Origin of the sequence: Sphingobacterium mizutaii (assembly GCF_900187125.1) — a bacterium.
GTDB lineage: Bacteria > Bacteroidota > Bacteroidia > Sphingobacteriales > Sphingobacteriaceae > Sphingobacterium > Sphingobacterium mizutaii.
Map to the genome: position 1 here is coordinate 2,980,611 of NZ_LT906468.1, position 23,385 is coordinate 3,003,995.

General features: G+C 32.9%; 32 protein-coding genes. 6 read left to right on the forward strand and 26 right to left on the reverse strand.

Annotated elements, in window-relative coordinates; genetic code table 11:
- Window positions 1-12: 12 nt before the first annotated feature.
- The 3 genes from CKW03_RS12865 to CKW03_RS12870 are packed head-to-tail and all read right to left on the reverse strand — an operon-like array spanning window position 13 to window position 1,565.
- The gene (locus tag CKW03_RS12865) at window positions 13-900 is read right to left on the reverse strand and encodes a hypothetical protein (RefSeq protein ID WP_139185459.1); all 888 of its coding nucleotides are present in this window, start codon (window positions 898-900) and stop codon (window positions 13-15) included.
- Window positions 901-909: 9 nt separating this feature from the next.
- The gene (locus CKW03_RS20455; protein ID WP_157739514.1) at window positions 910-1,080 is read right to left on the reverse strand and encodes a hypothetical protein; all 171 of its coding nucleotides are present in this window, start codon (window positions 1,078-1,080) and stop codon (window positions 910-912) included.
- A complete protein-coding gene (locus CKW03_RS12870) occupies window positions 1,080-1,565 on the reverse strand; it encodes a hypothetical protein (RefSeq protein ID WP_093097519.1) in 486 nt (161 codons plus the stop codon). Before CKW03_RS12870 ends, CKW03_RS20455 begins: the two co-directional genes overlap by 1 nt.
- Before the next feature lie 159 nt (window positions 1,566-1,724).
- Here CKW03_RS12870 and CKW03_RS12875 point away from each other — a divergent pair, with 159 nt between their 5' ends.
- Window positions 1,725-2,504, forward strand: coding sequence for a hypothetical protein (locus tag CKW03_RS12875; RefSeq protein ID WP_093097521.1), 780 nt, complete (start codon window positions 1,725-1,727; stop codon window positions 2,502-2,504).
- Window positions 2,505-2,550: 46 nt separating this feature from the next.
- Here CKW03_RS12875 and CKW03_RS12880 read toward each other — a convergent pair whose 3' ends face one another.
- From CKW03_RS12880 to CKW03_RS12905, 6 genes are all read right to left on the reverse strand, one after another.
- A complete protein-coding gene (locus CKW03_RS12880; RefSeq protein ID WP_093097523.1) occupies window positions 2,551-3,447 on the reverse strand; it encodes a hypothetical protein in 897 nt (298 codons plus the stop codon).
- Entirely contained in the window at window positions 3,434-5,224 is a 1,791-nt protein-coding gene (locus CKW03_RS12885; protein WP_093097525.1) for a hypothetical protein, read from the reverse strand. Before CKW03_RS12885 ends, CKW03_RS12880 begins: the two co-directional genes overlap by 14 nt.
- Window positions 5,225-5,277: 53 nt before the next feature.
- On the reverse strand, window positions 5,278-6,669 hold the full coding sequence (locus tag CKW03_RS12890; protein WP_139185460.1) for a hypothetical protein: 1,392 nt from the start codon (window positions 6,667-6,669) through the stop codon (window positions 5,278-5,280).
- Between the two features lie 106 nt (window positions 6,670-6,775).
- Window positions 6,776-7,246 (reverse strand): hypothetical protein, encoded by a 471-nt coding sequence (locus tag CKW03_RS12895; RefSeq protein WP_093097528.1) that lies wholly within the window; start codon window positions 7,244-7,246, stop codon window positions 6,776-6,778.
- Complete coding sequence (locus CKW03_RS12900; protein WP_093097530.1) at window positions 7,246-7,479, reverse strand: hypothetical protein; 234 nt, start codon at window positions 7,477-7,479, stop codon at window positions 7,246-7,248. Before CKW03_RS12900 ends, CKW03_RS12895 begins: the two co-directional genes overlap by 1 nt.
- A gap of 45 nt (window positions 7,480-7,524) precedes the next feature.
- Window positions 7,525-8,988 carry a hypothetical protein gene (locus tag CKW03_RS12905; RefSeq protein WP_093097531.1) on the reverse strand — a complete coding sequence of 488 codons (1,464 nt, stop codon included), beginning with the start codon at window positions 8,986-8,988 and terminating at the stop codon, window positions 7,525-7,527.
- Window positions 8,989-9,197: 209 nt separating this feature from the next.
- Between CKW03_RS12905 and CKW03_RS12910 the strand changes: the two genes are divergently transcribed.
- Both CKW03_RS12910 and CKW03_RS12915 read left to right on the forward strand, forming a co-directional pair.
- Window positions 9,198-10,397 carry an AAA family ATPase gene (locus tag CKW03_RS12910; protein WP_093097533.1) on the forward strand — a complete coding sequence of 400 codons (1,200 nt, stop codon included), beginning with the start codon at window positions 9,198-9,200 and terminating at the stop codon, window positions 10,395-10,397.
- Window positions 10,397-11,062: an HNH endonuclease gene (locus tag CKW03_RS12915; protein WP_093097535.1), complete on the forward strand. Its 666-nt coding sequence runs from the start codon at window positions 10,397-10,399 to the stop codon at window positions 11,060-11,062. The genes CKW03_RS12910 and CKW03_RS12915 overlap by 1 nt, the downstream gene beginning before the upstream one ends.
- A gap of 57 nt (window positions 11,063-11,119) precedes the next feature.
- Here the strand turns inward: CKW03_RS12915 and CKW03_RS12920 are convergent, their stop codons facing one another.
- The 3 genes from CKW03_RS12920 to CKW03_RS12930 form a co-directional block, all read right to left on the reverse strand.
- Entirely contained in the window at window positions 11,120-11,350 is a 231-nt protein-coding gene (locus CKW03_RS12920) for a hypothetical protein (protein ID WP_093097537.1), read from the reverse strand.
- 211 nt (window positions 11,351-11,561) lie between these two features.
- Window positions 11,562-12,017 carry a hypothetical protein gene (locus CKW03_RS12925; RefSeq protein ID WP_169919006.1) on the reverse strand — a complete coding sequence of 152 codons (456 nt, stop codon included), beginning with the start codon at window positions 12,015-12,017 and terminating at the stop codon, window positions 11,562-11,564.
- A gap of 42 nt (window positions 12,018-12,059) precedes the next feature.
- Window positions 12,060-12,827 (reverse strand): N-6 DNA methylase, encoded by a 768-nt coding sequence (locus CKW03_RS12930; RefSeq protein WP_093097541.1) that lies wholly within the window; start codon window positions 12,825-12,827, stop codon window positions 12,060-12,062.
- A 98-nt stretch (window positions 12,828-12,925) separates the two neighbouring features.
- On the opposite strand from CKW03_RS12930, the gene CKW03_RS12935 reads away from it, so the two are divergent.
- Both CKW03_RS12935 and CKW03_RS20460 read left to right on the forward strand, forming a co-directional pair.
- Window positions 12,926-13,435, forward strand: coding sequence for a hypothetical protein (locus tag CKW03_RS12935; protein ID WP_093097543.1), 510 nt, complete (start codon window positions 12,926-12,928; stop codon window positions 13,433-13,435).
- 2 nt (window positions 13,436-13,437) lie between these two features.
- Window positions 13,438-13,584, forward strand: a complete 147-nt coding sequence (locus CKW03_RS20460) for a hypothetical protein (RefSeq protein ID WP_157739516.1) — start codon at window positions 13,438-13,440, stop codon at window positions 13,582-13,584.
- A gap of 10 nt (window positions 13,585-13,594) precedes the next feature.
- Here the strand turns inward: CKW03_RS20460 and CKW03_RS12940 are convergent, their stop codons facing one another.
- Window positions 13,595-14,332 carry a PRTRC system ThiF family protein gene (locus tag CKW03_RS12940; protein ID WP_093097545.1) on the reverse strand — a complete coding sequence of 246 codons (738 nt, stop codon included), beginning with the start codon at window positions 14,330-14,332 and terminating at the stop codon, window positions 13,595-13,597.
- A gap of 28 nt (window positions 14,333-14,360) precedes the next feature.
- On the opposite strand from CKW03_RS12940, the gene CKW03_RS12945 reads away from it, so the two are divergent.
- Window positions 14,361-14,768: a hypothetical protein gene (locus CKW03_RS12945; protein ID WP_093097546.1), complete on the forward strand. Its 408-nt coding sequence runs from the start codon at window positions 14,361-14,363 to the stop codon at window positions 14,766-14,768.
- On the opposite strand, the gene CKW03_RS12950 is transcribed toward CKW03_RS12945, so the two are convergent.
- The 13 genes from CKW03_RS12950 to CKW03_RS13010 all read right to left on the reverse strand — a co-directional run bounded on the left by CKW03_RS12950 (window position 14,769) and on the right by CKW03_RS13010 (window position 23,385).
- The gene (locus CKW03_RS12950; protein WP_093097548.1) at window positions 14,769-15,446 is read right to left on the reverse strand and encodes a hypothetical protein; all 678 of its coding nucleotides are present in this window, start codon (window positions 15,444-15,446) and stop codon (window positions 14,769-14,771) included.
- The gene (locus CKW03_RS12955; RefSeq protein WP_093097550.1) at window positions 15,418-16,524 is read right to left on the reverse strand and encodes a hypothetical protein; all 1,107 of its coding nucleotides are present in this window, start codon (window positions 16,522-16,524) and stop codon (window positions 15,418-15,420) included. Before CKW03_RS12955 ends, CKW03_RS12950 begins: the two co-directional genes overlap by 29 nt.
- A gap of 139 nt (window positions 16,525-16,663) precedes the next feature.
- A complete protein-coding gene (locus CKW03_RS12960) occupies window positions 16,664-16,891 on the reverse strand; it encodes a hypothetical protein (protein ID WP_093097552.1) in 228 nt (75 codons plus the stop codon).
- 12 nt (window positions 16,892-16,903) lie between these two features.
- On the reverse strand, window positions 16,904-17,998 hold the full coding sequence (dnaN, locus tag CKW03_RS12965) for a DNA polymerase III subunit beta (protein ID WP_093097553.1): 1,095 nt from the start codon (window positions 17,996-17,998) through the stop codon (window positions 16,904-16,906).
- Between the two features lie 31 nt (window positions 17,999-18,029).
- A complete protein-coding gene (locus CKW03_RS12970) occupies window positions 18,030-18,254 on the reverse strand; it encodes a PRTRC system protein C (protein ID WP_093097555.1) in 225 nt (74 codons plus the stop codon).
- A 12-nt stretch (window positions 18,255-18,266) separates the two neighbouring features.
- Window positions 18,267-18,485: a hypothetical protein gene (locus CKW03_RS12975; protein WP_147120811.1), complete on the reverse strand. Its 219-nt coding sequence runs from the start codon at window positions 18,483-18,485 to the stop codon at window positions 18,267-18,269.
- Window positions 18,486-18,507: 22 nt separating this feature from the next.
- Window positions 18,508-19,131, reverse strand: a complete 624-nt coding sequence (locus tag CKW03_RS12980) for a PRTRC system protein E (protein ID WP_186811870.1) — start codon at window positions 19,129-19,131, stop codon at window positions 18,508-18,510.
- A 26-nt stretch (window positions 19,132-19,157) separates the two neighbouring features.
- The gene (locus CKW03_RS12985) at window positions 19,158-19,943 is read right to left on the reverse strand and encodes a hypothetical protein (protein WP_139185462.1); all 786 of its coding nucleotides are present in this window, start codon (window positions 19,941-19,943) and stop codon (window positions 19,158-19,160) included.
- Window positions 19,933-21,024 carry a GIY-YIG nuclease family protein gene (locus CKW03_RS12990; RefSeq protein ID WP_093097562.1) on the reverse strand — a complete coding sequence of 364 codons (1,092 nt, stop codon included), beginning with the start codon at window positions 21,022-21,024 and terminating at the stop codon, window positions 19,933-19,935. Before CKW03_RS12990 ends, CKW03_RS12985 begins: the two co-directional genes overlap by 11 nt.
- Before the next feature lie 4 nt (window positions 21,025-21,028).
- Window positions 21,029-21,337 carry a hypothetical protein gene (locus CKW03_RS12995; protein WP_093097564.1) on the reverse strand — a complete coding sequence of 103 codons (309 nt, stop codon included), beginning with the start codon at window positions 21,335-21,337 and terminating at the stop codon, window positions 21,029-21,031.
- A gap of 39 nt (window positions 21,338-21,376) precedes the next feature.
- Window positions 21,377-21,769: a hypothetical protein gene (locus CKW03_RS13000; protein ID WP_093097565.1), complete on the reverse strand. Its 393-nt coding sequence runs from the start codon at window positions 21,767-21,769 to the stop codon at window positions 21,377-21,379.
- A 1-nt stretch (window position 21,770) separates the two neighbouring features.
- Window positions 21,771-22,523, reverse strand: coding sequence for an MBL fold metallo-hydrolase (locus tag CKW03_RS13005; protein WP_222593889.1), 753 nt, complete (start codon window positions 22,521-22,523; stop codon window positions 21,771-21,773).
- Window positions 22,495-23,385 (reverse strand): recombinase RecT, encoded by an 891-nt coding sequence (locus CKW03_RS13010; protein ID WP_093097568.1) that lies wholly within the window; start codon window positions 23,383-23,385, stop codon window positions 22,495-22,497. Before CKW03_RS13010 ends, CKW03_RS13005 begins: the two co-directional genes overlap by 29 nt.

Below are 23,385 nucleotides of genomic sequence, written 5' to 3' on the forward strand. Positions count from 1 at the left end.
TTAAGTGAACAGTTACGCCTGCTGCTTTTGCCAAGCATCTCTAACTGCGCCCCTATCTTCAACTGAATTATTGGTATCTGAAATGTATTTCAAGTATTCAGCTTCATTCTTAGGGACGAAAGCAGTTCCATTTGAAGAACCTCCGGATTTATTACCCTCACTACCACGAGCAGAAGATTGTTTAAAGTCAAAATAGGTTGAAGCAGTATTTTTCACCAATTGATTGAAATCAATCAGATTTCCATGATCATCACCTAATGCTTTGCCATCTTTTTTAACAATAAATGAACCGTCCTCAGTAGTGTCATAGTCGTATCCTTCCAATTCACGAAGCAATACCTCACGTTGTTTAGCTGCTTTCGCTTTATCTTCAGATAAAACTGGATTTAATCCTTCAAATACTTCAAGGGCTTTGGATTTGACAGAAGAAAGTGTTCTTTCACGATTGAATTTAGTTTCCGCTTCTTTAACAGCTTCGGAAACTTTAGTTTCTGTTTCTTTAGATGTATCATCAAGCTTCTTTTGTAACTGGATATATAGCGACGACTTTTTAATATCATCATCGGTAAGTCCATTTTTACCAGCTTGTCGATCTAAAGCGTGAACAGCTTTAATCAAATCAATTCCTTTAAGGTTTTCATCATTCAAATTGAAATCCGCTCTAATCTGTTTTTCCAAATCCTTAAGACTTTCAGACTTCCCTTTCTTGTGGCCATCATTAAAAGCATCAGTCTTTAAAGTGGAAATTCGTCCTTTATCTGATTCTAAAATCGTGGACAATTCAGCTTGAGCATCGAAATCCTCTCCATCTGCCTTTGCAACAAGAGCAGCAACTTGTTCATCTGACATCTTATAAACGGTCGTCAGCAATCCCGCCAGTAATATTTGTAATCCTTTCATAGGAATGAATTATTTTGTTTCTTCGGTTGTTGGTTTATTTACTTTGATTGTTGGAGCAGATACCACAACATAGTTTTTTGCGATTTGATCATTCGCTTGAATGGTTTCCCATTCTTTAGGAGTAACATCCAACTCAACCTTGGAGCGGACATTTTTAATTCTAAATTTTTCACCAGCCATTACTTCGCTTCTTCTGGAGTTTCAACTTTAATCTGCCATCCGTTTTTATCTGCTGGCAATGAATCCCAGGCAGGTTTCGGAAATGTTCGTTCCTGATCTCCTTTTACAGCAATTATATCGGTACTTTCGATTGGCTTAGAAGAATTTAAACCTGATTTATTGAGAAAAGCATTTTCAAATTCTTCGATAATTACTTTTGAATTCTCGATAGCCTCATTTGCAACCTTAAGAGCTTCTTCTAAATCCTTAACTAATAATTCTTTGCTATCTAACGAATCCCTTAAATCCTCAACCTCTACTTCCTTCCCTTCCAACATCCTGTGCAAATCAGCATTTTCTTTTTTGTAAGAGTCCAATTCTTTTTTCAGTTCCTTTTCTAGGTCGGTCTCTTGATTTAAGTTTGTAGATGGTTGCTTTTCAATATCCAATTGTTTAGCTGTATCAGCATTCTTGGAATCCTTCTTGTTTTTTGTTAAATCTTCCATATGGATAATATTAGATTATAAATATTTAATACAAATATATTAATATTTTTTATTTACAAATTATTATAGTTAAAATGATTGCTATTATTAATGGAAAACAATATTTGATTTCAATTTTTAATAATTTATATTAGTATTTGCTAACTATAAAAACCAAATATGATTAATATATTTTATGTCCAAAATCCCCAAATTTTAAAGCCTGCAACTTGGAAAGCTTTAGTTGAAATTTTAAATATTAATACTGTAATTGATTTTCTCATTTACAATGATCCAAATTATGATTATTCGAGTGCATTAACCGCTCATAATGAAGTTTTCAATAAAGTGCCTAGAAAGTACAGCGCTCATAAATATATTCCAAATGACTTTCATGCTTTAGAAACAACTGAAAAAGCAAAAATCATAACTCAAAAAAAGAATTATTTTCTTTCTAAAATCTTCGATAATGCCAAAGAATATAAAGGTCCAATGTCCCCAGATCGGAAAAAAGTTAATATTCAAAACAGCAATAATTATTTGATAATTTATCATTGGAATAAAAACTTAGATCAAATGATGAGATATATTCATTTTGGGATAAAAAATCAAAGTATCTGTAACCCCAGATTCATTGCTCAATCGGATTTAAGATTAGATTTAAAATCTATAGATCAATATCAAGGAAATTGGACGCCTGTATCAATAAAAAACGTATTAAATGAATTAGAAGAAAAGTACAACCTCAGCTATAATCAAATTTTCAAGGAAGAATATTTAGAAGCAGTTCAAAATAAGTATCAAGAACATTTAGATAGGTTAAAATATGAAATGGATGAATATAATATTCAAGCTAGAATTAACCAATCTAATCAAGATATAGAAGATAATTTAAATGAAGGAAGAAATGAAGTCCAAAGTTGGAGAGAAGATTTTGGATCTATGGATTTCGATGATTAAAAACTAAAATTTAACGATATTTTTTTTGCATTATTAAATTTAAGGTTTATATAACAAGGTCCGGCCGTAAGGCAAATGCCATTTCTTCTGAAATATAATCAATCGAGTGCCGACAACCATAACCGCCCCTATGAATCAAAGGATCGTAGTTAGGTGGCTTTGCGTTATTGTCTTCTTCGCTCTCCCATTTTTTCGCTTCATCTGTCGAAAAAACCTGGCCATTTTTTCTAATACAAAACGATCTTGAAGTTTTAATAATACCTCCATTGTAAATAAAATATTTTAATTCAAGTTCTTCAGATAATAATTTGCTTTGTAATGCATCGACTTGAGAATAGGTATCATACGCATAATTCCTGTAAAATCTTTCAAAAATGCCCATCCTGTCCGGTTCACCTTCAATAAGAGTTCTCAATCCTTTGCGGAATGATTCAAATTCAGATTTTGAAGCCATTCCCTGACGCACAAAATCTTTTAGCTTTTCACCCACTTCCGGAGAATCAAACAGACCCTGCATATATCCTTCACGAACAATTTTTCCATTTTTATCAAAGCCAAGCCTATTAAAAACAATTTCATTTATCTGGTCAGCTGTCGCTTTAAAAAATTTCTTGTCTGCAGTTATGGATCCATAATAAACTATGTTTTCATTTAGGATATGTTTCACATTTGAAATCATCTTAATCAAAACCTTTTTGAAAGTTTTTGATTTAATATCCTCCATCATTTTATCCAACTTTAGCAATAGCTTTTTATTTTTTGAAGAATACATGATTTTATGCTCTTCCAGCTCAATCTTTTCAACAAGAGCAATGAGAAAATCATAAGCAAATTTATTTTGATTATTGACAACCAAACTATTCAACTCTTTTACAGATTGCTCGATCCAATCAGGTTTTTCGGAAATCCTTTCCAATTTAGCCTTAGCTTCAAATACCGTCATCGCTCAAAGTATTAAGGCTTATCAATTCTGGTTTTGGCTTTAATTCAATTTCCAATTCATCAATAAACTTCTCAATGATTGCTTCTTGCTTTTCAAATTTCAATTGCCAAAAACCCATATTCTCTTTTTCTGCTCTTCTAAATAAACGTTCAAAATTTGCGAACAATAATTTATCCCTAAAAGGAACTAAGTTCAATGATAATAATGAATCGACCTCGCCCTCAGTTTTTCCAGGAAAAGGATAAAACAATTGTTTAACTTGATATTTTGCAAATTCTTCAGGCTGGTCCACAAATGTCTGTTCAGCGATATCATCATTTATTTTAGCACGGACGAATGAAGGCGCTCCGGAATCATTGGCCTCTTTAAGATTAGCAATCAATTGGCTAGTAGTTTTAAGCTTAAAATCATTAGGATACCTCATATCGATTACCAAATCATCCGTGTAAGTTTCGGTGATTTTGGCTATCATTTGAACAATAGAGGACCAAATTGCCGTAATCTTTTCAGAAAAAGGATGCAAAGTATCATAGACATTATCCATATCCTGATCTCTTTCAGTAGCTGTGGCAACTGTCGTTTTCTTAATCAATGAAAGAGTATTAAATACGGTGGCATGAATTTTTTGTTCGTATTTATCTAGAATCTCCTCCTGGAATTTTAATAAATCTATTGGAGGAGCTTTGTATACCATTAATTTATCTAAATCTACCATATCATCTGATCTCTTTGGAATAGGCATATACACAGCGTCCTGAGCACTCGTATGAACAGCGATCCCAGAGCCTTTACAAGAAGGACAAGCCTGTCCATCTGTATCCATGCCATCACGACAAGGAGATGCAGCAGTTCCAGGGCACGCCTGAACATACTGAAATTTTTGAGGAAAAGCATGAAGTGTTTTTGAAAGATCTGCCTCTGAATCTAAATTGATTGATTTTTTGAAATATGGCACGGCAGAATGAAAAGGATTAACATATGTTACTTCTTTAGTTCGCTCATCACCTAAATAACCAATGCTAAAAACAGGGACTACATCTAATAAAGTATTATGCTCTCTTACCGCATATTTATCTCCACTTTGAGATTCCCAAATAACCTCATTGGATTGGGGTGTATATTTATTATTTACACGCTCGTAAGCGATAACAAAACCAATTCCGTAAAATGTGAATTTGAAGCCATCCTTTTTTTTCTTTTCTTCATCAATATATTTAATAGGCTTTTTATCAAGGATCCATTGAAGGCTATTATTTTTATATTCAAAATTGATTGCCTGACTTGCTGGAATTTCATAAGGATAAGGAGAAGCTCTTTCATAGTTATTATCAAATGAGTCCCATTCAAGTACAACAAAAGCATTGGGATCTAGAAACGAAAGAGATTTGAAGCGAGTTTGCAACCAATAGTCTAAACCGCTGTTTTGATTCTCGGAACTATAGAAGATCATGAGCTTGTCTGAAAGTATATCGATGTTTCTCTCATCTTTTGACTCAATGCGTTTTACTAATGGATCAGTACGCAGCACCTTTTCAAAAGGATTAATCACTGATTTTGATAGAGCTTCGACTGTTGTAATTGTTAACTCAACCCTTTGTTTAAAAGCCTCCTTATCTTCACGACGCTCATACCGGTTAAGTAAATCAGTAATCGATTCCCCAGTAATTAATTGTGCATAAAGTTTCGCTAAATTGCATACACGTAGGTAATTAGTATGGGTAGTTTTCTTTTCAATTGCGTCGATTATAATTTCCTTGGCCTGATCTATTGAAAGCATAATGTTTTTATTTACACAAATATATTAATATAAAATACAATTATTTTTATATTTTAAGCGTCAAAAAGTTTATCACAAAGCTCGCATATAAGATATTCCATTGCATCAGTTGTATGTCCATATTTTTGATATGTTTGCTTAGTAACCGGATCCTTTACGACCTCCTTTAATTTACCATCCGATCCTAATTTTAAGTATTGAAAATCTTTTATTAACTCAGGGCAACCAACTGAATCCACACGAATAATTACATGATGAATTCCACCTTTTAGAATCTCCTGAATAAATTTTCTTCTCTTCAGGACCGAAGGGTTACGTCTCATAGTCCTGTCTGAGGCGTTAAATATCAAACCATGCAATTCAAATTCAACGTCATCATAAATACGATATTCCCCTTTTCCAGGCACTCGATTATGTCCTGATCCATCACCATAGTAAAAAACGGTATTCACTTTGCCGGAATAGTCTGCTTTAAACTGGGTCACAACTCCCTTTACATCATTTTGCGGAGATTTAAGACAATATTCTTTAAAGAACCTAATCTCCATAACCTGAACAAGTCTATGGCCTTCAGAAAAATTATCAAAGTATCTATGTTCGCTATCCACCCATTTAGTTAAAGTTTCAACCTGAGCACATAGCATGGTCATATATGGAAGAACATTAAAGTCAAATGACAAATGAACTGGTTTATTTTCAACGAAAGGAACCGATAGAACATGTCGCAAGCGATCAAACTCGTCGTAAAACTCCCCTCCAGTTTGACTGAATGGATAACCATATACAAATTTTAATGCATCACCTTTTGTTAATGTTTTTAACCGATTTTGTATATAGTTTCTTGGTAAATTATGAGCATTGTGATGTGTAGAATAAATAACAATGGCTTTGCCGTCAATCTCTTTGTAGAAGAAATCCGGAAAGGCAGTTATCTTCTCTAGAATTTCTGCATCATATTTATGGAGATTGAACATATCAATCAGCCATTCAGGGGTAGCAACCGCTGGTGATGTGTTGATACAAACCGGATTGAAAGGTTCAAATTCATCAGTCCCTTCTTCGAGGTAGACCAGTTCACCTAATTCATTTACAAATAATCCAGGCTGTGACATCCGACCAAGGATAACTGAAGTTAACGCTTCTTCTTTAGTATCCTTAGTTTCGTCTAATTCTGCCCATCCTAATTCCTTTCCATCATGCGCTTCATAATTATCTAAAGATGCTATATAGATAATTGCTCCATTACGAAATGAAACAATACCATCATACCTATCATAAGCTTCGTTAATAGTAAAATGAGCAGGTGGTTTTTTATTAACCACATAAACACCAGAAGGATTTCTAGTGCGATCGTACTCTGTTATTCCAAATTCTTGCTTCCAAACTTTCCGTACAGCTACTAAGGTTGATTGAGAAAGCTGCTTATAAGTATTTGCAGCAATCATTCCCCTCATTTTTGGGAAGTTCTTTACATAATACCCGGACTTGAAACCGATCATGTGGGATTTGCCAACACGCTGGCCTGCCATATTAAGGGTTACCGGCTGTCGGCTAAACAGGACTTTCTTCTGAGGCTCGCTGAATGTCGGCATTTTCTAAGCTACTCCTTTCAATTACATTGACAGTCAAATTAACTGGAGCTAATGGATCTATTTCATCGTCTGGTTTTTCGACTTTGACTCTTTCGACATATTGACCTTTTAGCCTTGAAATATCCTGTAAAATTTTCAAGGCAACATCCGCACATTTAGGATTATCGCCTTGTTTTTCCATTTTTCTAAAAAGGGAAAGTCGTTGCTCAATACCAGTAAACAGATCTAGCTCACTATCCTCACTCAAAGTATCGACAAAAGCAGTCCTGGCTCTTTTAACATAGTTAAGAGTCATTGTCCTATTTATATTCCAATTCTCCTTAGCATAAAATTCGATCTCCCTGTTTGAGAAACCTTTTATGATCATCTGTTGAACTATGGATATTCTTCTAAGAACCTCGTTTTTATCTGCTTTTGTCTCCTTTGGCATTATAGAAGCTTAATAATTGCAATATGTCGCCTTAACTCGGTTATTTCATTTTCTAATTGTAGTCTAGTAAATTGCCTAACTGAAACAGAACCTTGGGATGAATCTTCCGGAGACATCAGATCGGCACTTTCATGGTATTTAATAGCCTCAAGTTTAATATCTAATTGTCCATTTAGATAATCAAGTACTTTTTCTTTCATGGTCAAATCTGCTAGACTTAAATGTTCATTCATTGTATTTGGGGTTGTTTTTCCCGAAAATACTAATATTTTTAGTTTCTATATCTCAATTGCTTTCAAACTATCTTCAACATTTGTAAGTACACCTATTTCTTCCGGAATTGATTTAATATTCCCTTTGTAGAAAACAAGTACATTTTGATGCATTTTCCCAACCTTACGATATTTTGGGAATTGCTTCCCCATTCGCATAGGTAAAGAACCGGCAACATTCACCAATATTATTTCATTATATAGTTTCATTCCAGCATCTTGGAATGCCGATATGGTATCAGATACAAAGTTCCTATAATTCCCATCCTTATCTCGAATATCACCAACAACAAAAGATGCGAAACGATTATCTTTCAAGTGAGAAACCGCTTTTGAAATAATACTGCGATAAATATCAATAAATTGGTCATATTCCATATTACTGAGGTCCGCAGGATCTTCACTATATTTTTCAAGGTCATGATAAGGTGGGCATGAGAAAATGAAGTCCCTTCTTTCTAATTTTTGATTAAGTATTTCATTACTATCACCAACAATCCAATTTGCATTCTTATTCAAATTTAAACTTAATGCCTGTTTCTCGTTTGCAACTACTTGATCACTTCTTAAATCAATTCCATCATAGAAATAACCAAGATATGCTGCCACAAGACCTCTGACACTTCCTCCTGCAAATGGATCTAAAATAGAACCTCCATCTGGGCAGAACCATCTATAACAAACCTCTGCAAGAACTGGGTCAAAAATACTTGCACCCTCGTAAATATGCATTTTCCTCTTTTTGGCTTCTGCAATAATTTCCGACCATTCAGGATCACGGCCTAATGCTTCACGCATTTTATTTCTTAAATCGTATATCGCAGTGGATTGGCCACTTTCAGCAATCAATTCAATGTCCTCCCTGGTCTCTTGTGAATTAAAACCTAATGAGTTCCACGATCGCTTACGATCTTGCCAATATCCTTGCCTAGAATCTAAAATAGAAAATGGAGGAATTAAGAATTTATCCTGAAGGGATTGAGATTCAATTCCGGTAGCTTCTCCAATTTCTTTATTTAGAGCTGATAAGAAATCAATATCATCAAATTCCGGCAAGTCAATTTTTTGTAGCATTTCTTTTGCGTCCAATTCATACTGATTGAGAAATTCTTCAAATCCTGATTGAGAAACTTTCGCATACACCGATGAATATTGCAACACCAACTTGGCAGCTTCTTGTTTATTTTCACAATGGACAAAAGTTGCTGGGAGCAATTCCGGAATTGAATGGCCTTCACTTAGTAATAAATCATTGGCAATAGTTCGATGGAAACCATCCAAACAAAACAATGTTCCCTCAAATTCCCAAACATAAAAGGGCTGGGTAATACTATTGCTTAGAATGGAATTCTTAAGCTTTTGCATCTCCTCTTTTGTGAATTCCTTGAAGGATTCAGACTGAAGGAATTTAAGCTCACGCCAATTGATTTCTTCTGTTTTTATTACTCTGTTGGTTACGGATTTGCTCATAAAAGTGTCTAACATATTTCAATAAATACAAATATAATAGTAATATTTATTGAAGTATTAATAATTAGATTTTATATGTTTTTTAATTTTTTAATAATAATGATTGAATATGTCATTCAAAAAATTAAATTGAAGAATAGGAGGTTTAAAATTTGTAAAAAACCAATATTTTTACATTCAATTTCATATTATTTATTAATAACCAAATTATGCAAGCGTTCATCACAGAAATAAACATCAAAGAATCTATTAATGTTAAAAACTTATTAATATCATTATCAAGAAACAAAAGACAGCACCTAATTCTTACAGGTAAAAATGGTAGTGGAAAAACTAATCTTTTGAAAAAATTATATGAATATTTGAAATACTACTGTGGTGGAGGGAATATAGAGTTTTTAAAACTATTGACTTATAAAGAGAATTTGGAAGAATCGTTGAAAAAATATAATAATGATTTTAATACTAATCACACTTTACAAGAAGTAAAGGAGTCACTTAAAAATCATAATGATGATATTTCCTTTAAATTTTCTCAAGATGATTATACCACAAATAATCCTTTTTTAATATTTTTTGATGCTAGAAGAAATATTGAGTTCACTCAAGTTACATCAATTATTAAACCAAGCAATTTTGAATTCGACAACCAGGTAAATAAAAAATTTCTACAACATTTGGTTAATTTAAAAGTCCAAAGATCATTTGCGAGAGATGATGGAGATTTAGAAGCAGTTGAAAAAATTGATAATTGGTTTAATACATTTGAAAATAGATTAAAAATTATTTTTGAATCTGATAGTTTAAGTCTAAACTTTAACAGATCTAATTTCAGTTTTAATTTAATAATCGATGGTAATCCTATTGAATTTAGTTCTTTATCAGATGGGTATGCAAGTATAATAAGTATTGTATCGGATTTGTTAATGAAAATGAGTAACAATGAAAATCTACTTTTTGAAGTCCATGGAATTGTACTAATAGATGAAATTGAAACACATTTACATGTAGATCTTCAGAAAAATATTTTACCTTTTTTAATTGATTTTTTTCCAAACATCCAATTTATAGTATCTACTCATTCTCCATTTGTTCTTACTTCTATTGAAAATGCTACTATCTGTGATTTAGAGAAAAAAATTGTCACCTCTGATTTATCCGCATATTCATATGATACAATAATTGAAAGCTATTTTGGAAGTGATAAATATTCAAAATTAATTAAAGAGAAAGTAAATAGGTATGAAGATTTATTAAAACGTGACAATCTTACTAATGATGAGCATTACGAACTTATTAATTTAAAAAAATATTTTGAAAATGTTCCAACTTATTTTGCGCTAGAATTACGATCAAAACTATTAGAATTAGGAATTTATCAAAATACTAAACCTGAAAATTTGAATTAATGCTTTTTTTTAAAAAATCTACTCCCGATCCCGAATGCCTTAACTATGAAAAAACAAAAGCATCGGGCGATTATAAATGTGGTGATGTCCTAGAAAGACTTAGGAATGATTTTGCAAATAAATGTTATTTATGCGGTACAAAAAATCCAATTTCTTTAAATGTAGAACATTTCCGACCTCATAAATCGAATATAGATTTAAAATTTGGATGGAAAAATCTATTTTGGGCGTGCGTTCATTGTAATTCTACTAAAGGAGATGGTTTCGTTGACATAATTGATTGTACTGATATTAACCAGAATATAGAAAATAGATTAAAATTGATTATAAAACCTTTTCCTAAAGAAATACCAATAATCGAAGCTCTTGACAGTGAATCAACAACGATTTCAACAAAGAAGCTTTTAGATTTAATTTATAATGGATCAACTCCATTAAAAGAAATTGAATCTGCTAATCTACGAGATGAGATACTTAAAGATATTGTAGAGTTTCAACAATATCTTTTTGAGTACACAAAAGATTCAAATACTAAAGAATTGAAATTAATTATGCTCGAAAAAATTAAATCGCATTTAAGCAAGAAATCGTCATTTACTTCTTTCAAAAGGTGGATTATTAGAGATAATGCAGGTTTAAAATTTCTTGAAGAATATTTTGACTAAGAACTATTATTAAAAGTGGTCGAATTTGACCACTTTTAATATCTTTATCATTTACACCTATAACATTCTGATAGTAGGTGGATCGTTGGCCGATGGTGTGATATCGGAAGTATATCCGGTAATCAAATCATCTTCTGTCAGTAAAGTAACCGTTTTGCTAAACTTTGGAGAAACATCTGGACTTACTCCGTTACAGATAAGGTCAAAATGCGGAACCTTCTCCAAGTCTTTTTTGAGCTCAATAGATACCTTTTCATCAAAAGATGCGTACGCTGTGCCAACCATCATAAATGAAAAATTCCGATCAATGCAATTGCAACAAATCTTTTCATTAGTAAATGGTAATTAATAAATAAATGAACTATTTGCTGTCTATCCAGCTGTCTTAATATTTTTAAGTTTTTTTGATTAAAAAATTGCCGGCTATCTCACGACCACCGGCACACTAACCAATTATAAACCTAAATTATGAACGATTTAAAAAGACCTCCTTTTGACCTTAATAACCCCAAACCAAAAGACCTGCATCACGTTTTTCTTGATTGGTTGAGAAACTATATCCGGTCAATTTAAAGAACTCTTCATGAGTAATTTTGCCTTCTCGGCCTTTCCATCTTTTCTTTAATGGTCTTATACCCTGACAAGGAATTTTGAGATACTCACACATCTCAATTATTTTTCTTCCAACTTCATGATTTGCACCTGTCCTAGAACCAATATTTGATGAAACTCTAACACCTTTCGATTCGTTATGAAAATTAGCTTTCTTAATCAACCAGGATGCTTCAACAATTACTTCTTTGATGAGTTCTTTCTTTGAGACCAATAAGTCAAATAACTGGAAGAAAGAAAGGGCATAAAGTTCCAACGTTTTGCTTTCTCTTTGATAAATAGCTATTCCATTCTTATCAACATCTGGATCTATGCCAATTACCACCCCCTTTTTCATACTCAAATATAATATTATTTTAATATAAATTACAATTATATTAATATTTTAAAATAATAAAATCTGCCCCTTTTTATTAACAAGTAGTTCTTCAACCGGATCAGAACTAAGTTCTTCAGAGCCCTCAACACTTGATTCCTTAATTTTTTGAATTATAAAGGGATTTGCATTTGATTCATAATAATAAGGTAGGTAATGATTAGTTCCTGGATCATATACCTTGCGGACATTATATGTTTTAAAATGTTGTAGAGTTAATGTATCCATGTGCGCTACTTCTCCTACCATGGTATTCAAAACCATATTAATTAAAGTCATCTTTACACAGGTCAGATCGAGATCACTTCCATAAAATTTTAGATTTCGATTTCTTTTCGCAGCTGCTAATAACATTCGGCCAGAACCACATGCGCAATCCAATACTGATTTACCATCCTCCAATTGGTCCGGAGCAATAGTCATAATTGACATCATATCACAAATTGGTTGAGGAGTGAAAAATTGTCCATTATGACCGTGGCTTACTAGATCCATAAATAGATCACCCAACGCATCGGTAAAATCAAAACTTGCTGTAGCCATCAATTCAAACATTTGAAAAAACATAATATGTTCTTCCTTAGTTGTGTATCGCTTCTCCAGTTCTTTAAAATCCTCAGCCTTTTTATTGATATTGAGCATTAAAACCGCATAATCTATAAAATCTGTAAATACTTCTGAAACAGTCCTGCGATATGCTATTTTTTCAAAATATGAAGCAAATTGCTTCTGAGCTTCCTCAGGTCGAAGCTGCTCGATTGGTTTATGTTTTTTCATTTTTTGCGTGAATGAAGTTGTGTTACTATTGCAATAATATAAGTTAATAATTACATCAGAAAGTTTATTCGTATATTTAAATCACCAATTATTATTAAATGAAAAGTTTTGATTTTTATAAAAGCTTATATGAACGAGAGCTAAAAAGGAGACATGATTTAGATTCACTAATTAATTTACCTCTTACTTTAATAACCGCTCTAGTTACTGTTATAGGTTTTATAACAAAAAACCATGAATTACATTTTTGTAAATTGGATTTTTTCACGTTTATGCTCACCCTCACAAGTATTTCTATTATAATTAGTATATATTTTTTGACAGCATCATTCAATAATTTATTTGTTGGTTATGGGTACAGAAACTTTGCATACACTGAAAAACTTAGGCAATATGAAAAAGAAATTGATAAATTCAATAATGCTGTTACTGATGATAAAAAGATTGATTATGAGAATAAATTAATAGAAAGGATGAATAAAATTACTGATTACAATATCATCCTAAATGATAAGAGAAGCAGGTTTTTATACTATGCGAAAACAACAATCATTATATCATTATTTTTAACAGGAATCTTATTTTTTATTAAATCAATATATTATTAATTATGAGTGATCCAAATCAAGAACAAAATGACCCGGTTTATATTCCGGCGGAGCCGATTGAGCCAGTATTTCCTGCAGACAGGATTGAAAAAGGTGAACAACCAATCGGTCCAGATTCAAAACCTTACCCATTAGAAAACGGAGATTAATCTCCGTTTTCTATATGGGAATCCCTTTAACGTTCATTGTATCTAAATTCAAAAACAAACCCTGATGATCAATTTGGCCTTTAGATATTAGTTTCCAGAGTAAATTACAACCTAATTGAGCAAGTGTAGAATTGATAAACATATCCTGCTTAGTCAGGGCTTCAGCTAAAGAGCAGCTTGGTCCTTGATCTTCTTCTTTATTAGATTTCAAATCGAATAATTGGTCGACATTTTTTAATGCTAGCTTTCCAATATGAAAAGCAGACCCTAATATTACCTGTCCAATATTTCTGCTATTTCCAAAGTCTAACCAATACAATAAACTATTATTATCAAATGATTTGTTTAGGAATGAAGTGTCTTTTTTGAAAAGATTGGATACTTGAATTCTGGAACTGATATTATCAGTACAAGTAATTACAAAGTTTGATGTCTTTTCATTATAGTTTTCCGGAACTGCCTCCCAATCAAAGCCGAAGAAACGGTTGATACGTGTGATTGAAGAAATTGCTTTGTTAACTCCTAAATCAGTTGGTGAAAACATTTGTCTTCCAATATTTGCTTCAGAAACGATATCTGAATCATATGCAATAACATGAATTCCTGGATGACCTAATGCAATCAAACCTGTATTTATTCGAGCCAAACAAGATAATACTTGTGTGCCGGTACCTCCTATCCCAATAACTGAAATTGTTAACAAATGGGTTGGGTTAATTATATATGGATGTGTTATATGTTTTTTCATTATCTTTAAATGCTAACTTTTAATATTTATGAATGATAATTCTCCTATCTACATTGAAATTCAGATCTATACGGAGATTGAGACTGAGGATTTAAATGAAGATGTTTTATTTGAACTTTTTAAAGATGAACTTTTATCCTCCTCAATGGAGTTCGATGGTCCTTTAGATAGAATTTGTGGTGAAATTGCTTTAACACTGTCTTCTGAAGGTGGAAGCCCAGATGTTGATGACCTAGAAATCGAAGGTTTTTCATTTGATGAAGAAAGTTTAACTGGTGAATTCATATTAAATTATACTGTAAATCGAATTTTTACCTGTTCAGATTTAAATTCCCATGATAGAAGCTATTTAGAATTTGAATTTGTTTTCGATTTACCTAATCAAACATTCAAATGCAGTTCAATTAATAACTTTTCCCAATTTAGTCCTGAATAACTATTTCCATAAATCATTCAATTTTTTCTTTTTTTCGATTAACTGATCGATTGGGAATTTCCCTCCAGTCTTAATTAAATCTTTCCAAGTAAGGGTAACATTATCCTTCGTTACTGTATTGGCATTTAGATGAGTGAATTCTGATGCCCAAAAGATAGTTTCCCAATAATTGATGATATCCTGGAAGGTATTTCCTTTCATTTTAGTTTTTGCTGATCCTTGGCATACTCCACCTTCGTTAGAACAATTTGGAAATGGTGGAACACATAAAATAGGATTTTCACTTTTTAAATCTTTAACAGCAAAAACCGATAAAGCTTTCCCTTTTACTTTGAAAATCATATCCGGAACAAAGGCTTCTCCATTTCCAACGAATTCATCTCTGAAGTAAAGCATACGCTTTTTACCAGGGCATTTCCAGATGAAAATTTCATTATCTAAATCCATATAAACCATATTACTCGGAACCAATCCTTTAGGTTGAGCACTTATTTTTTGAGACTTAAAAGAATTAAGAATATTTTCAATTGTTTCTGCAGCTAATGGTTTTCCAGACAGTACCTGCCCGTTATCATTAATATCATGAGATTCAAAATAATATTCATAGTTAGATCTATATCCAGCTAGAATAATAAATGGACTCATTTCCTCAACTAGCTTTTCTGTTATTTTGTCCATAATCTTGAATTTGTTTTGAAAAGTTTGAATATTTATTGAATAACTGGTTCATTAGTATAGGGAATTTTGAATTGTGGACAGGAATGCTATCCATTTCAATAGTAATACGAGTTGAAGAAGTAGGACAACCAACCCCTTCATTAGCTACATTATTAATATAGTCCTCCCAATAATCAAACAAATCATCTAAGTCATAAACTATGCAGAACTGCTCGGCAAATGAAAATATTGGGTTAAAATCATCTTCAAATTGATCAACAAAATCATATAATGATTCTTTAAGATTATATATCTCAAGCACATCCAAATAAAATTTAGAAACCGGGTGTTTAGGATCTAGGGACTCCTTTAATGTTCTAAGATCAGAATGGCTATCAGGCACTTCATCTTTAATAGCTAATAAAGCTGATTGAGCCTCACCATTTTCATAAAACGACCTCAATACATCTAAATCTTGAACACGTTCATTATATTCCTCCTGAACTCCTTCAGCATCACCATGGTATTCCATAAGTTGTTCAGCCTCATCTTCCATCCACTCTATGCAGTATTCATAATAATTTTGCCAAATACCACATCCTTTACTTAAAAGCATTTTGATTGCACAATTAAGAAATTGAATATATCTTTCATCATGGCCATCTAATGAATCTATGATTTCTTTATAAAGAAGGATATTGTACTGTTCAGATTCGTAATAAACAGTTCGATATAAGAAGAAATATTCCATTTTATTCAATACTGAATCCTCAATTACATCTACCATTTTTGTTCCGGCATATATTGAATTAATGTGCTCTAGCATTACTTTTATTGGGTTCAATACATTCAAATCCTTTGGTTTAATTAAAAACAATTCAACAAATCGAATATATGCTGGAACTAATTGTTCCAGCTCTTTATTTTGATTACAAACTAATTTTGGAGATAACCTTAAGGAATAAAGTCCATTTGCAACGATGGGAGAAAAACCTTGACTTTTCTTTCCCTGTTTGCGTAAAGGTTTGGATCCTTTACCTCGAGTGACAATGCTCGACCCAATTTGGAGTGTATTTCTTTTTGACTCAGTTTTTTGCATGAGATTATGTTTTTGCGTGATTTACTCATTGTGTTATTTGTTGATAAAATAATTCCTCAATATTTTCCAGGTTTCTCTAACAGATATATTTGCACTTTTATGTGCAAATAAATCTTGTCTCTTTACTGTTAGATAAGCCTTAAGGGTTAATTTCCTCTTTGGCATGGATTACTTTTTTAGTTAGAATAATATCATCCCTTTCAATTGCTTTTTGGAGAGGATAAGCTCCATTATGATCATCATAAATAGATATTTCTCCTTGGTAATTGATAACTTCAACCTCTCCTTTTCCCAATCCTTTGATTTCTATAATCAATGTATCTCCGATATTAATCACTTGTCCTGATTTATCTTTATAATTCGCCATAGATAATTTTAATTACTGTTTTAACATTGCTGGCATAATTAACACCATATAATTATCCACTCCTTCAGGCCTAATTAAAGCTGCACGATTTGGAGAGGTAAATTCAAGATTTATTTCTTCCGTACTTATGCCTGATAGGATTTCTAAAAGATATTTCCCATTAAATCCAATTTTCATTTCATAACCTGAATACATACCAACAACAACTTCATTGGCGTGTTTCCCATTTTCGTGATCTTCAGATTTAATCTCAATTGAATTAGTTTTCAAGTCAAATTGTAATATTGACGTATGTTTATCAGAAAATAGATTGAGCCTTTTCACTACACTTGAAAGTTGTCCCCTGTTGATGATCAACTTGTTGTCAGAAGGTACCGGAATAACCATTTTATATTCAGGGTATCTTTCGTCAATTCGTCTAGAATACAGTTTAACATTATCAATTTCAAAAAGGATATGTGTTTTATCCACAAACATTTTTACTTCCCCTTTCTTTAAAATTGATTTCAGGACAACGAAAGACTTTTTATCTAGTAGATATGAATCATTACTAGAAGTAGGACAATCGAATTTAAATTGCGATAATCTGTGAGCATCCGTTGAAACAAATGTTATATGAGACCTATCGAATTCCATTAATATACCATTCATGGCTGGTCTCAATTCATCTGTGCTTACAGTACCCATAGTTTTCAAAATAGCCTCCCTTATCAAGTCTGCTTGAATATTGAACGAATCATGATTTTTTACTTCTGGAATTTTTACAAAATCTGAGGGATCCATAACGGCCATATTATATTCACCGACTTCCGATTTTATTAGAAAATTAGAAGCTGATGCAATAATCTCAATTGGTCCATCTGGTAGACTTTTGAGAATATTATTGAATAAAGATGCGTCAACTACCGTTTTTCCAGATTCATGGTTTGAAACTTGAATTTTTATCTGAATTGTATTTCTTAAATCACTCGAAGTAATACAAAGATTTTCACTATTTAGTTCAAGGAGAACTCCAGTCAAAATTGGAATTGATGCATTTGTAGAAGTAACATTGGTTACTAAGCTTATTGCCTGCAAGAGACTCAACTTGTCAGATTTTAATTTCATTTTGCGTGTTTATTTGTGTTACTAATTATTTCTATCCCTTCGTCCCTATAGTGGTTTTGAATTCATATACAGCAGTACCATCATCTTTAAGATTAGGTCCAATCATAGTAGATGTTGTGAGTTCCGGGTATTGGTTGCTAAGGAAGCTCATTACTTCCTCGAGAGAAAAGTTTTGGTTTGGATCCACGATAGTTATATCCTTACCATTTCTTTTTAATTTGAATTCGCGTTTTACGCCTGTAATTTGTAATGCCATTTTTAATAAATTTTAGAATAAACTAATTTGTCTCGGAGGTGAAATCATTTTAGGATAATTCCTTTTTTGGAAAGTTGTTCCAAAATATTCGAGACTAGCTATTGCTCCCCATTTCATTCGATTTTCATTATCTGTCGCTTTTTCCCAGTTATATCTAGCTTTAAGATATTTTACATCTTGTTCAGAATAGTTGACAGGAAGAAACTTCTTTAAAAATGGATCTACATCCATTTTATAGATTGGAATGAATTCACTACTCTTCTTCTCCATGATCCGAACTCTCCTCCTGATATTGGGACCTTTCTCCCTCAGAAATTGGTTCCATAAAAAGAAGTGATCCTTGACTCAATTTAGCTTCTAAATCTGCGATTCGCTTTTTGAGCTTTTCATCATTTTTAATAGCTAAAGCTTGACGGAAAATATCAAGTGCTTGAGATTCCTTTTTACCAGAAATTAGATCTTCAGCCTTTTTGATTAAGTCATTGATTTTTTTGGATTCTGCTTCTTGCTGTTTTTTCAACTTTTCCTCAGCAGCCTTTTTAACTTTACTTTCTTCATCAGCTTTGGAAGCTGATTTTTCAAATTCCTCAATGTTGGTCATTAGGCCAGTGACTCTTCCTAATGGTTCAGATACACCTTTAATGAATCCTTCGTCTAACTCTTCCGGAGTTCCTGATAGAATCAATGGTTGTATGTTTTGAAGAGCGGGATCAGAGGCTGTTGATTTTGGGTTAATCATAACAGTTAACTCTTCTCCTTTTGATTTGATGTTTATCTGCAGCTCGGCCTGGCCAATCACAGATTTTAATTGCGTGAAAAAATTACTCATTTTGCGTTTTGTGTTACTAATTATTATTGATTTTGATGATAAATTCAATTATCAACGATTTTAGTGATAAAATTTTAGAGTAGGGTTTTGATATCAATTTCCATTTCCTCTAAACTTTTGAACCAATCTGTTAATGCCATCTGAAGGGATTCTTTATATACCCTTCTGATTCCATCTGTATAAGGAACAAGGTCTTGAGCCTCTTTTATTTCCAGAAGTAGTTTATTTCTGCTATTCGGATGTTGAAAAATTTCAGATTGAATTTTTTCTATAGCTCTGTTTTTACCCAATTCCAAATACTGCTTTTTCCTTTCCTCAGATAGATCAAATAGGTTAAGTTTCTTAACAGCAATTTTGTAAATGTAATTTCCATGATCTTCATAAAAACCTGTTGATTTAAATCTTTCAAAGGAAGTAATCAACAATTCTTTGTCCTTTTGGATGATTTCCTCCTCACTAGGGGTTTTCTTTTCTATAGATGGGCTCTGAATACCTTTTACGATATTTAATCGCTCTGAGCTTGCATAATGCGCTTTTACAAAATTGACTAAGGAAACTACATTTATCCCCATATAATCCCCATATTCCCCTAAAACACCTTTTTTAATTGCGATAGGAATTTCATTTAATCGAATATTTGGACAGCTTTGCTTTATTGAATCTGATAAAGAACTTACCAAATGATCAATCTTTTCTTGTTCAATTTCAAATTGTCCCCGGTCCATGAATGCTTTATAGACGGCTGGTTGAATTACAGCATCAATAGCTAATTTCGTTGTGGACCTTACTTGTGGAGAAGCTAATGCAATCTCAATCTCCGAATTTGCATTTGCTTGAATCAATCCTATCTTATTTTCCATGTTCATTTACAATTGATTGCTGAAAAGCTTGCCTTAAATCCACTTTTTTAGATTTGGAATCTTTGAAAGTTTCAACTAATGGAATACCCATGGCTCTTTGTTTTGTTACCCAATTAGCAAAATAAGATTTGAAGTCCTTTTCGTTCATCTCCTCCTTACCTTGAGCTAAACAGTGGGTACAAAATTTTTCAAACCATAAAATCACTTCCTCTGGATGAATCTGATTTTTCATTCCAACCTGATCAAACCACACCCTAGACTTAGAAAGATTTTCCTTTAAATTTTCAATAGGCTGTTTACCTAGCTTTGCAAGATCAATAGAAACAACTTTTTTTATTTCGTTGTCGTTTTCGATATACGACGTAGGAGTATTATATTCTATTTTACTTTCTATTTCTCTTTCTATTTCTAAAGGCGGGTTATTTTTTCGCTTTTTTGGGTTATTTATACCATTATTAATTAGGCTCAATACTTCACTCAAATCATCATTATTAAGATATAGCCAATCTCCACTGATAACTTTATTGCTGAAAATAGATAGCACTTCCCTTTCGATTTCCTGGCATATATTGGCTTCATAAATTGCAAAATCTACTATAGATAAATTCTTTGTTGGGCGCTTTATGGTTTGCCTTCTTTTTTTGAGATTTTGAGTCTCACCTATCTTATATTGATCTGTTGAATTATCCTTTATTAGATAGATGAAATGTCCCGAATTAATTGCTGATGGAACGATCTTTCCTGTCATGGTTAACAATTTTGTTTCCCCTGCAGGTCTTCCACCTAACAACCCATTGTTTTGATTAGCAATTGTTTTCCTTAATCTGGCATTAACACTTTTGTGCGTAAGCATGTCACCATCTTTGACAAATAAATCGGTAATCTTACACCATACTTCATCCTTGATTGTGGTCCCTAATCGACGCTCGACATTCAGTTTATTGTCGGATAACCACCCATCATTGACATACATCATAAATATGCATTCAAGATAGACGTATCTTTCAAATGGCTGCAATGCATAGAACGTATCGCTCGTCCACCAATCCTTTGGATAAAAAGTAAATCCTAAGCTCGCCATATTATCAGTTTAATAGATTCTTCCTTACTTCTAATTGATATTCAAATGTTCCGTTTGAAACTTTTCCTCTTCTCCTTTTATTGATGGTGTGAAAACCACCATACTCTTTTCTTAGGTTCCTTAATTGAGCTGAAATAGATGATTCCGGAAAATGTTTATTTGGATATCTATCACCTAATTCTCTCTGGATCTCCTGGAGCGTTCTCCATTTAGTATCTTTCATTAAGGCAAAAACCCTATCGATTTGAGTCTTTAATCTGCGATAATCGACGAATTTGTCGAAGTCGCTACCAGCGAATAACCTTCTTAGCATTTGTTCCTCCTTTTGCGTGATTAATTTGTGTTACCATATTTATGTCGTTTGATACTTTGATTGCTCAAGTTCTGTTTTCTTCCAGGATAGAGCAGATCTAATTGCCTCAATTGAATGTGAAAGATTTCTGATATACCTCTCGTTTAATGTCATGTAATAGATTTCTTCCCTAGCTAAACCTGCAAAAAGCATCTTTTTATCAGTAGCACTTAACTTTGAATGTTCGGGCTTTTGCACCAACTCAGCTAATTTTACATTATAAAGCTGTTCGGCTAATGCGTAAGCATGAGAAGCGTTTGATTGAAGAGAACATAATTCCATAAGTTTCCCAGTAAGTTCATCTGGATTATCACGATCTATTTCCTGTTCAATTGATTTCCCTATAAATTCACTCATCTCAATGAGACTTGTCATCGTTGCTACCGTATTCATATTAAAAAGGTGTTTTTCCGAACGGTATTTCCATGCCATTATCAGCTATATGAACATTGCATCCGGTTTGTTTAGAAATTTTATTTTTGAAATCTAGCGCATGAGAATTTCTGTCAGAAAGATGGATCAATACAATATTATTTACCTCTGACAAATCATTCGCTTGAAGAAATTCCTCACAGGTTTCTATTGACATATGGGATTGAAGGATCCTGTCTCTTAAAAAGGCCGGATCATTTTTACTATCGATTATTCCCTCTCCATAGTTTGCTTCTACTATTACATTGTTCATTCCAGGAAAAACATATTCACAGAAGAAAGTATCAGTAACAAAACAAAATCTTCCAGTTTCAGGATGTTCAATTAAGAAACAAACACAAGGGACATCGTGTCTTACAGGCATTGCAATTACCTTAAAGTTTCCAATATGGTAGGTTATACCATTCAATAAATATTCAACCCGATGCCCTTTAAGATTTTTGATTTCGGCTGTTTCTTTTAGGCAATAAACATTGATTCCTGATTTCAAAATGTCCCAAGCATATTGAGCATGATCGTTATGACAATGAGTAATCAAACAACCTGAAACCTTTGAGATATCGAAATCCAAGGCTGTTTTTACAGCCTTGAAATTTACCCCAGCCTCAATCAATAATGCCTCCTTGTCATTATAAACGATATAGGCATTTCCTTTTGAACCACTTCCAACAATCTTGAGTTTCATACTAAATAGGGCATTCTTCAGTTTGACCATTTTGCTCATTTACAGAAGCTGATTCTTCCACAACCTCAGCATCTTCAAATTGGATAACTTTGGTATTAGCTTTTTCTTTGATCTCTTGTTTTACGTCAGCAGATACTTTATCAGTATGCTTTGCTCCAACAATCGAACTATCATCAGAAGATCCTGTTTCTATTTTTAATGCCCTAGCAATTACAGTTTTCTCGGCCATTTGATCAGGGAAATTTTTATGTGCCGGTGATGACCCCTTTGAACCTCCCATTGACCAGGAAGTCTGAATTTGCCCTAACGTCATGATTTCAGTATCGTTACTTCCATCATTGAAAGTAACGATCGCATAAGCTCCAACAATCTTAGCTGGATCGATATTCACTAGTTTTTGCTTGTGAGAAATAACTTTCTTACGGCCTGTTTCTGCATCAACAGCATATTCAAATTCATCATCCTTATAAACAGTTACAGCATTTACCTCTTTGACATTTGCGACACGTTTTGCAACTGCGATATCTCCAATGTAAGATTGATCAAATTGTAGTTTATTCCCATATACCACGAAATAACCCTGTTTCTTGGCTACAGATAAACCAGATGTTACCATGTCTAAAAATGCATTAGCAATACTTTCTTTTGTACATACATCTAAAGCTGGTCTTCCATTTTTGTCTGAGACCTCCTGAAGAACCAACCAAGCAGCCCTTACAGCATTTTCAGGGATATAATTTTCAGGCAGAACCAATTCGCCTGTAGCTTGTATTGCAGCTATTCTTGTTAACACCCCTTCCACAGTTTGTTCCGTGAATTTCTTTACAGCATTGTTTTGCGTTTGTGGCTGCAGCTGCTGTTGCTGCTCATTTGCCAATTGATTGTTTCCCAT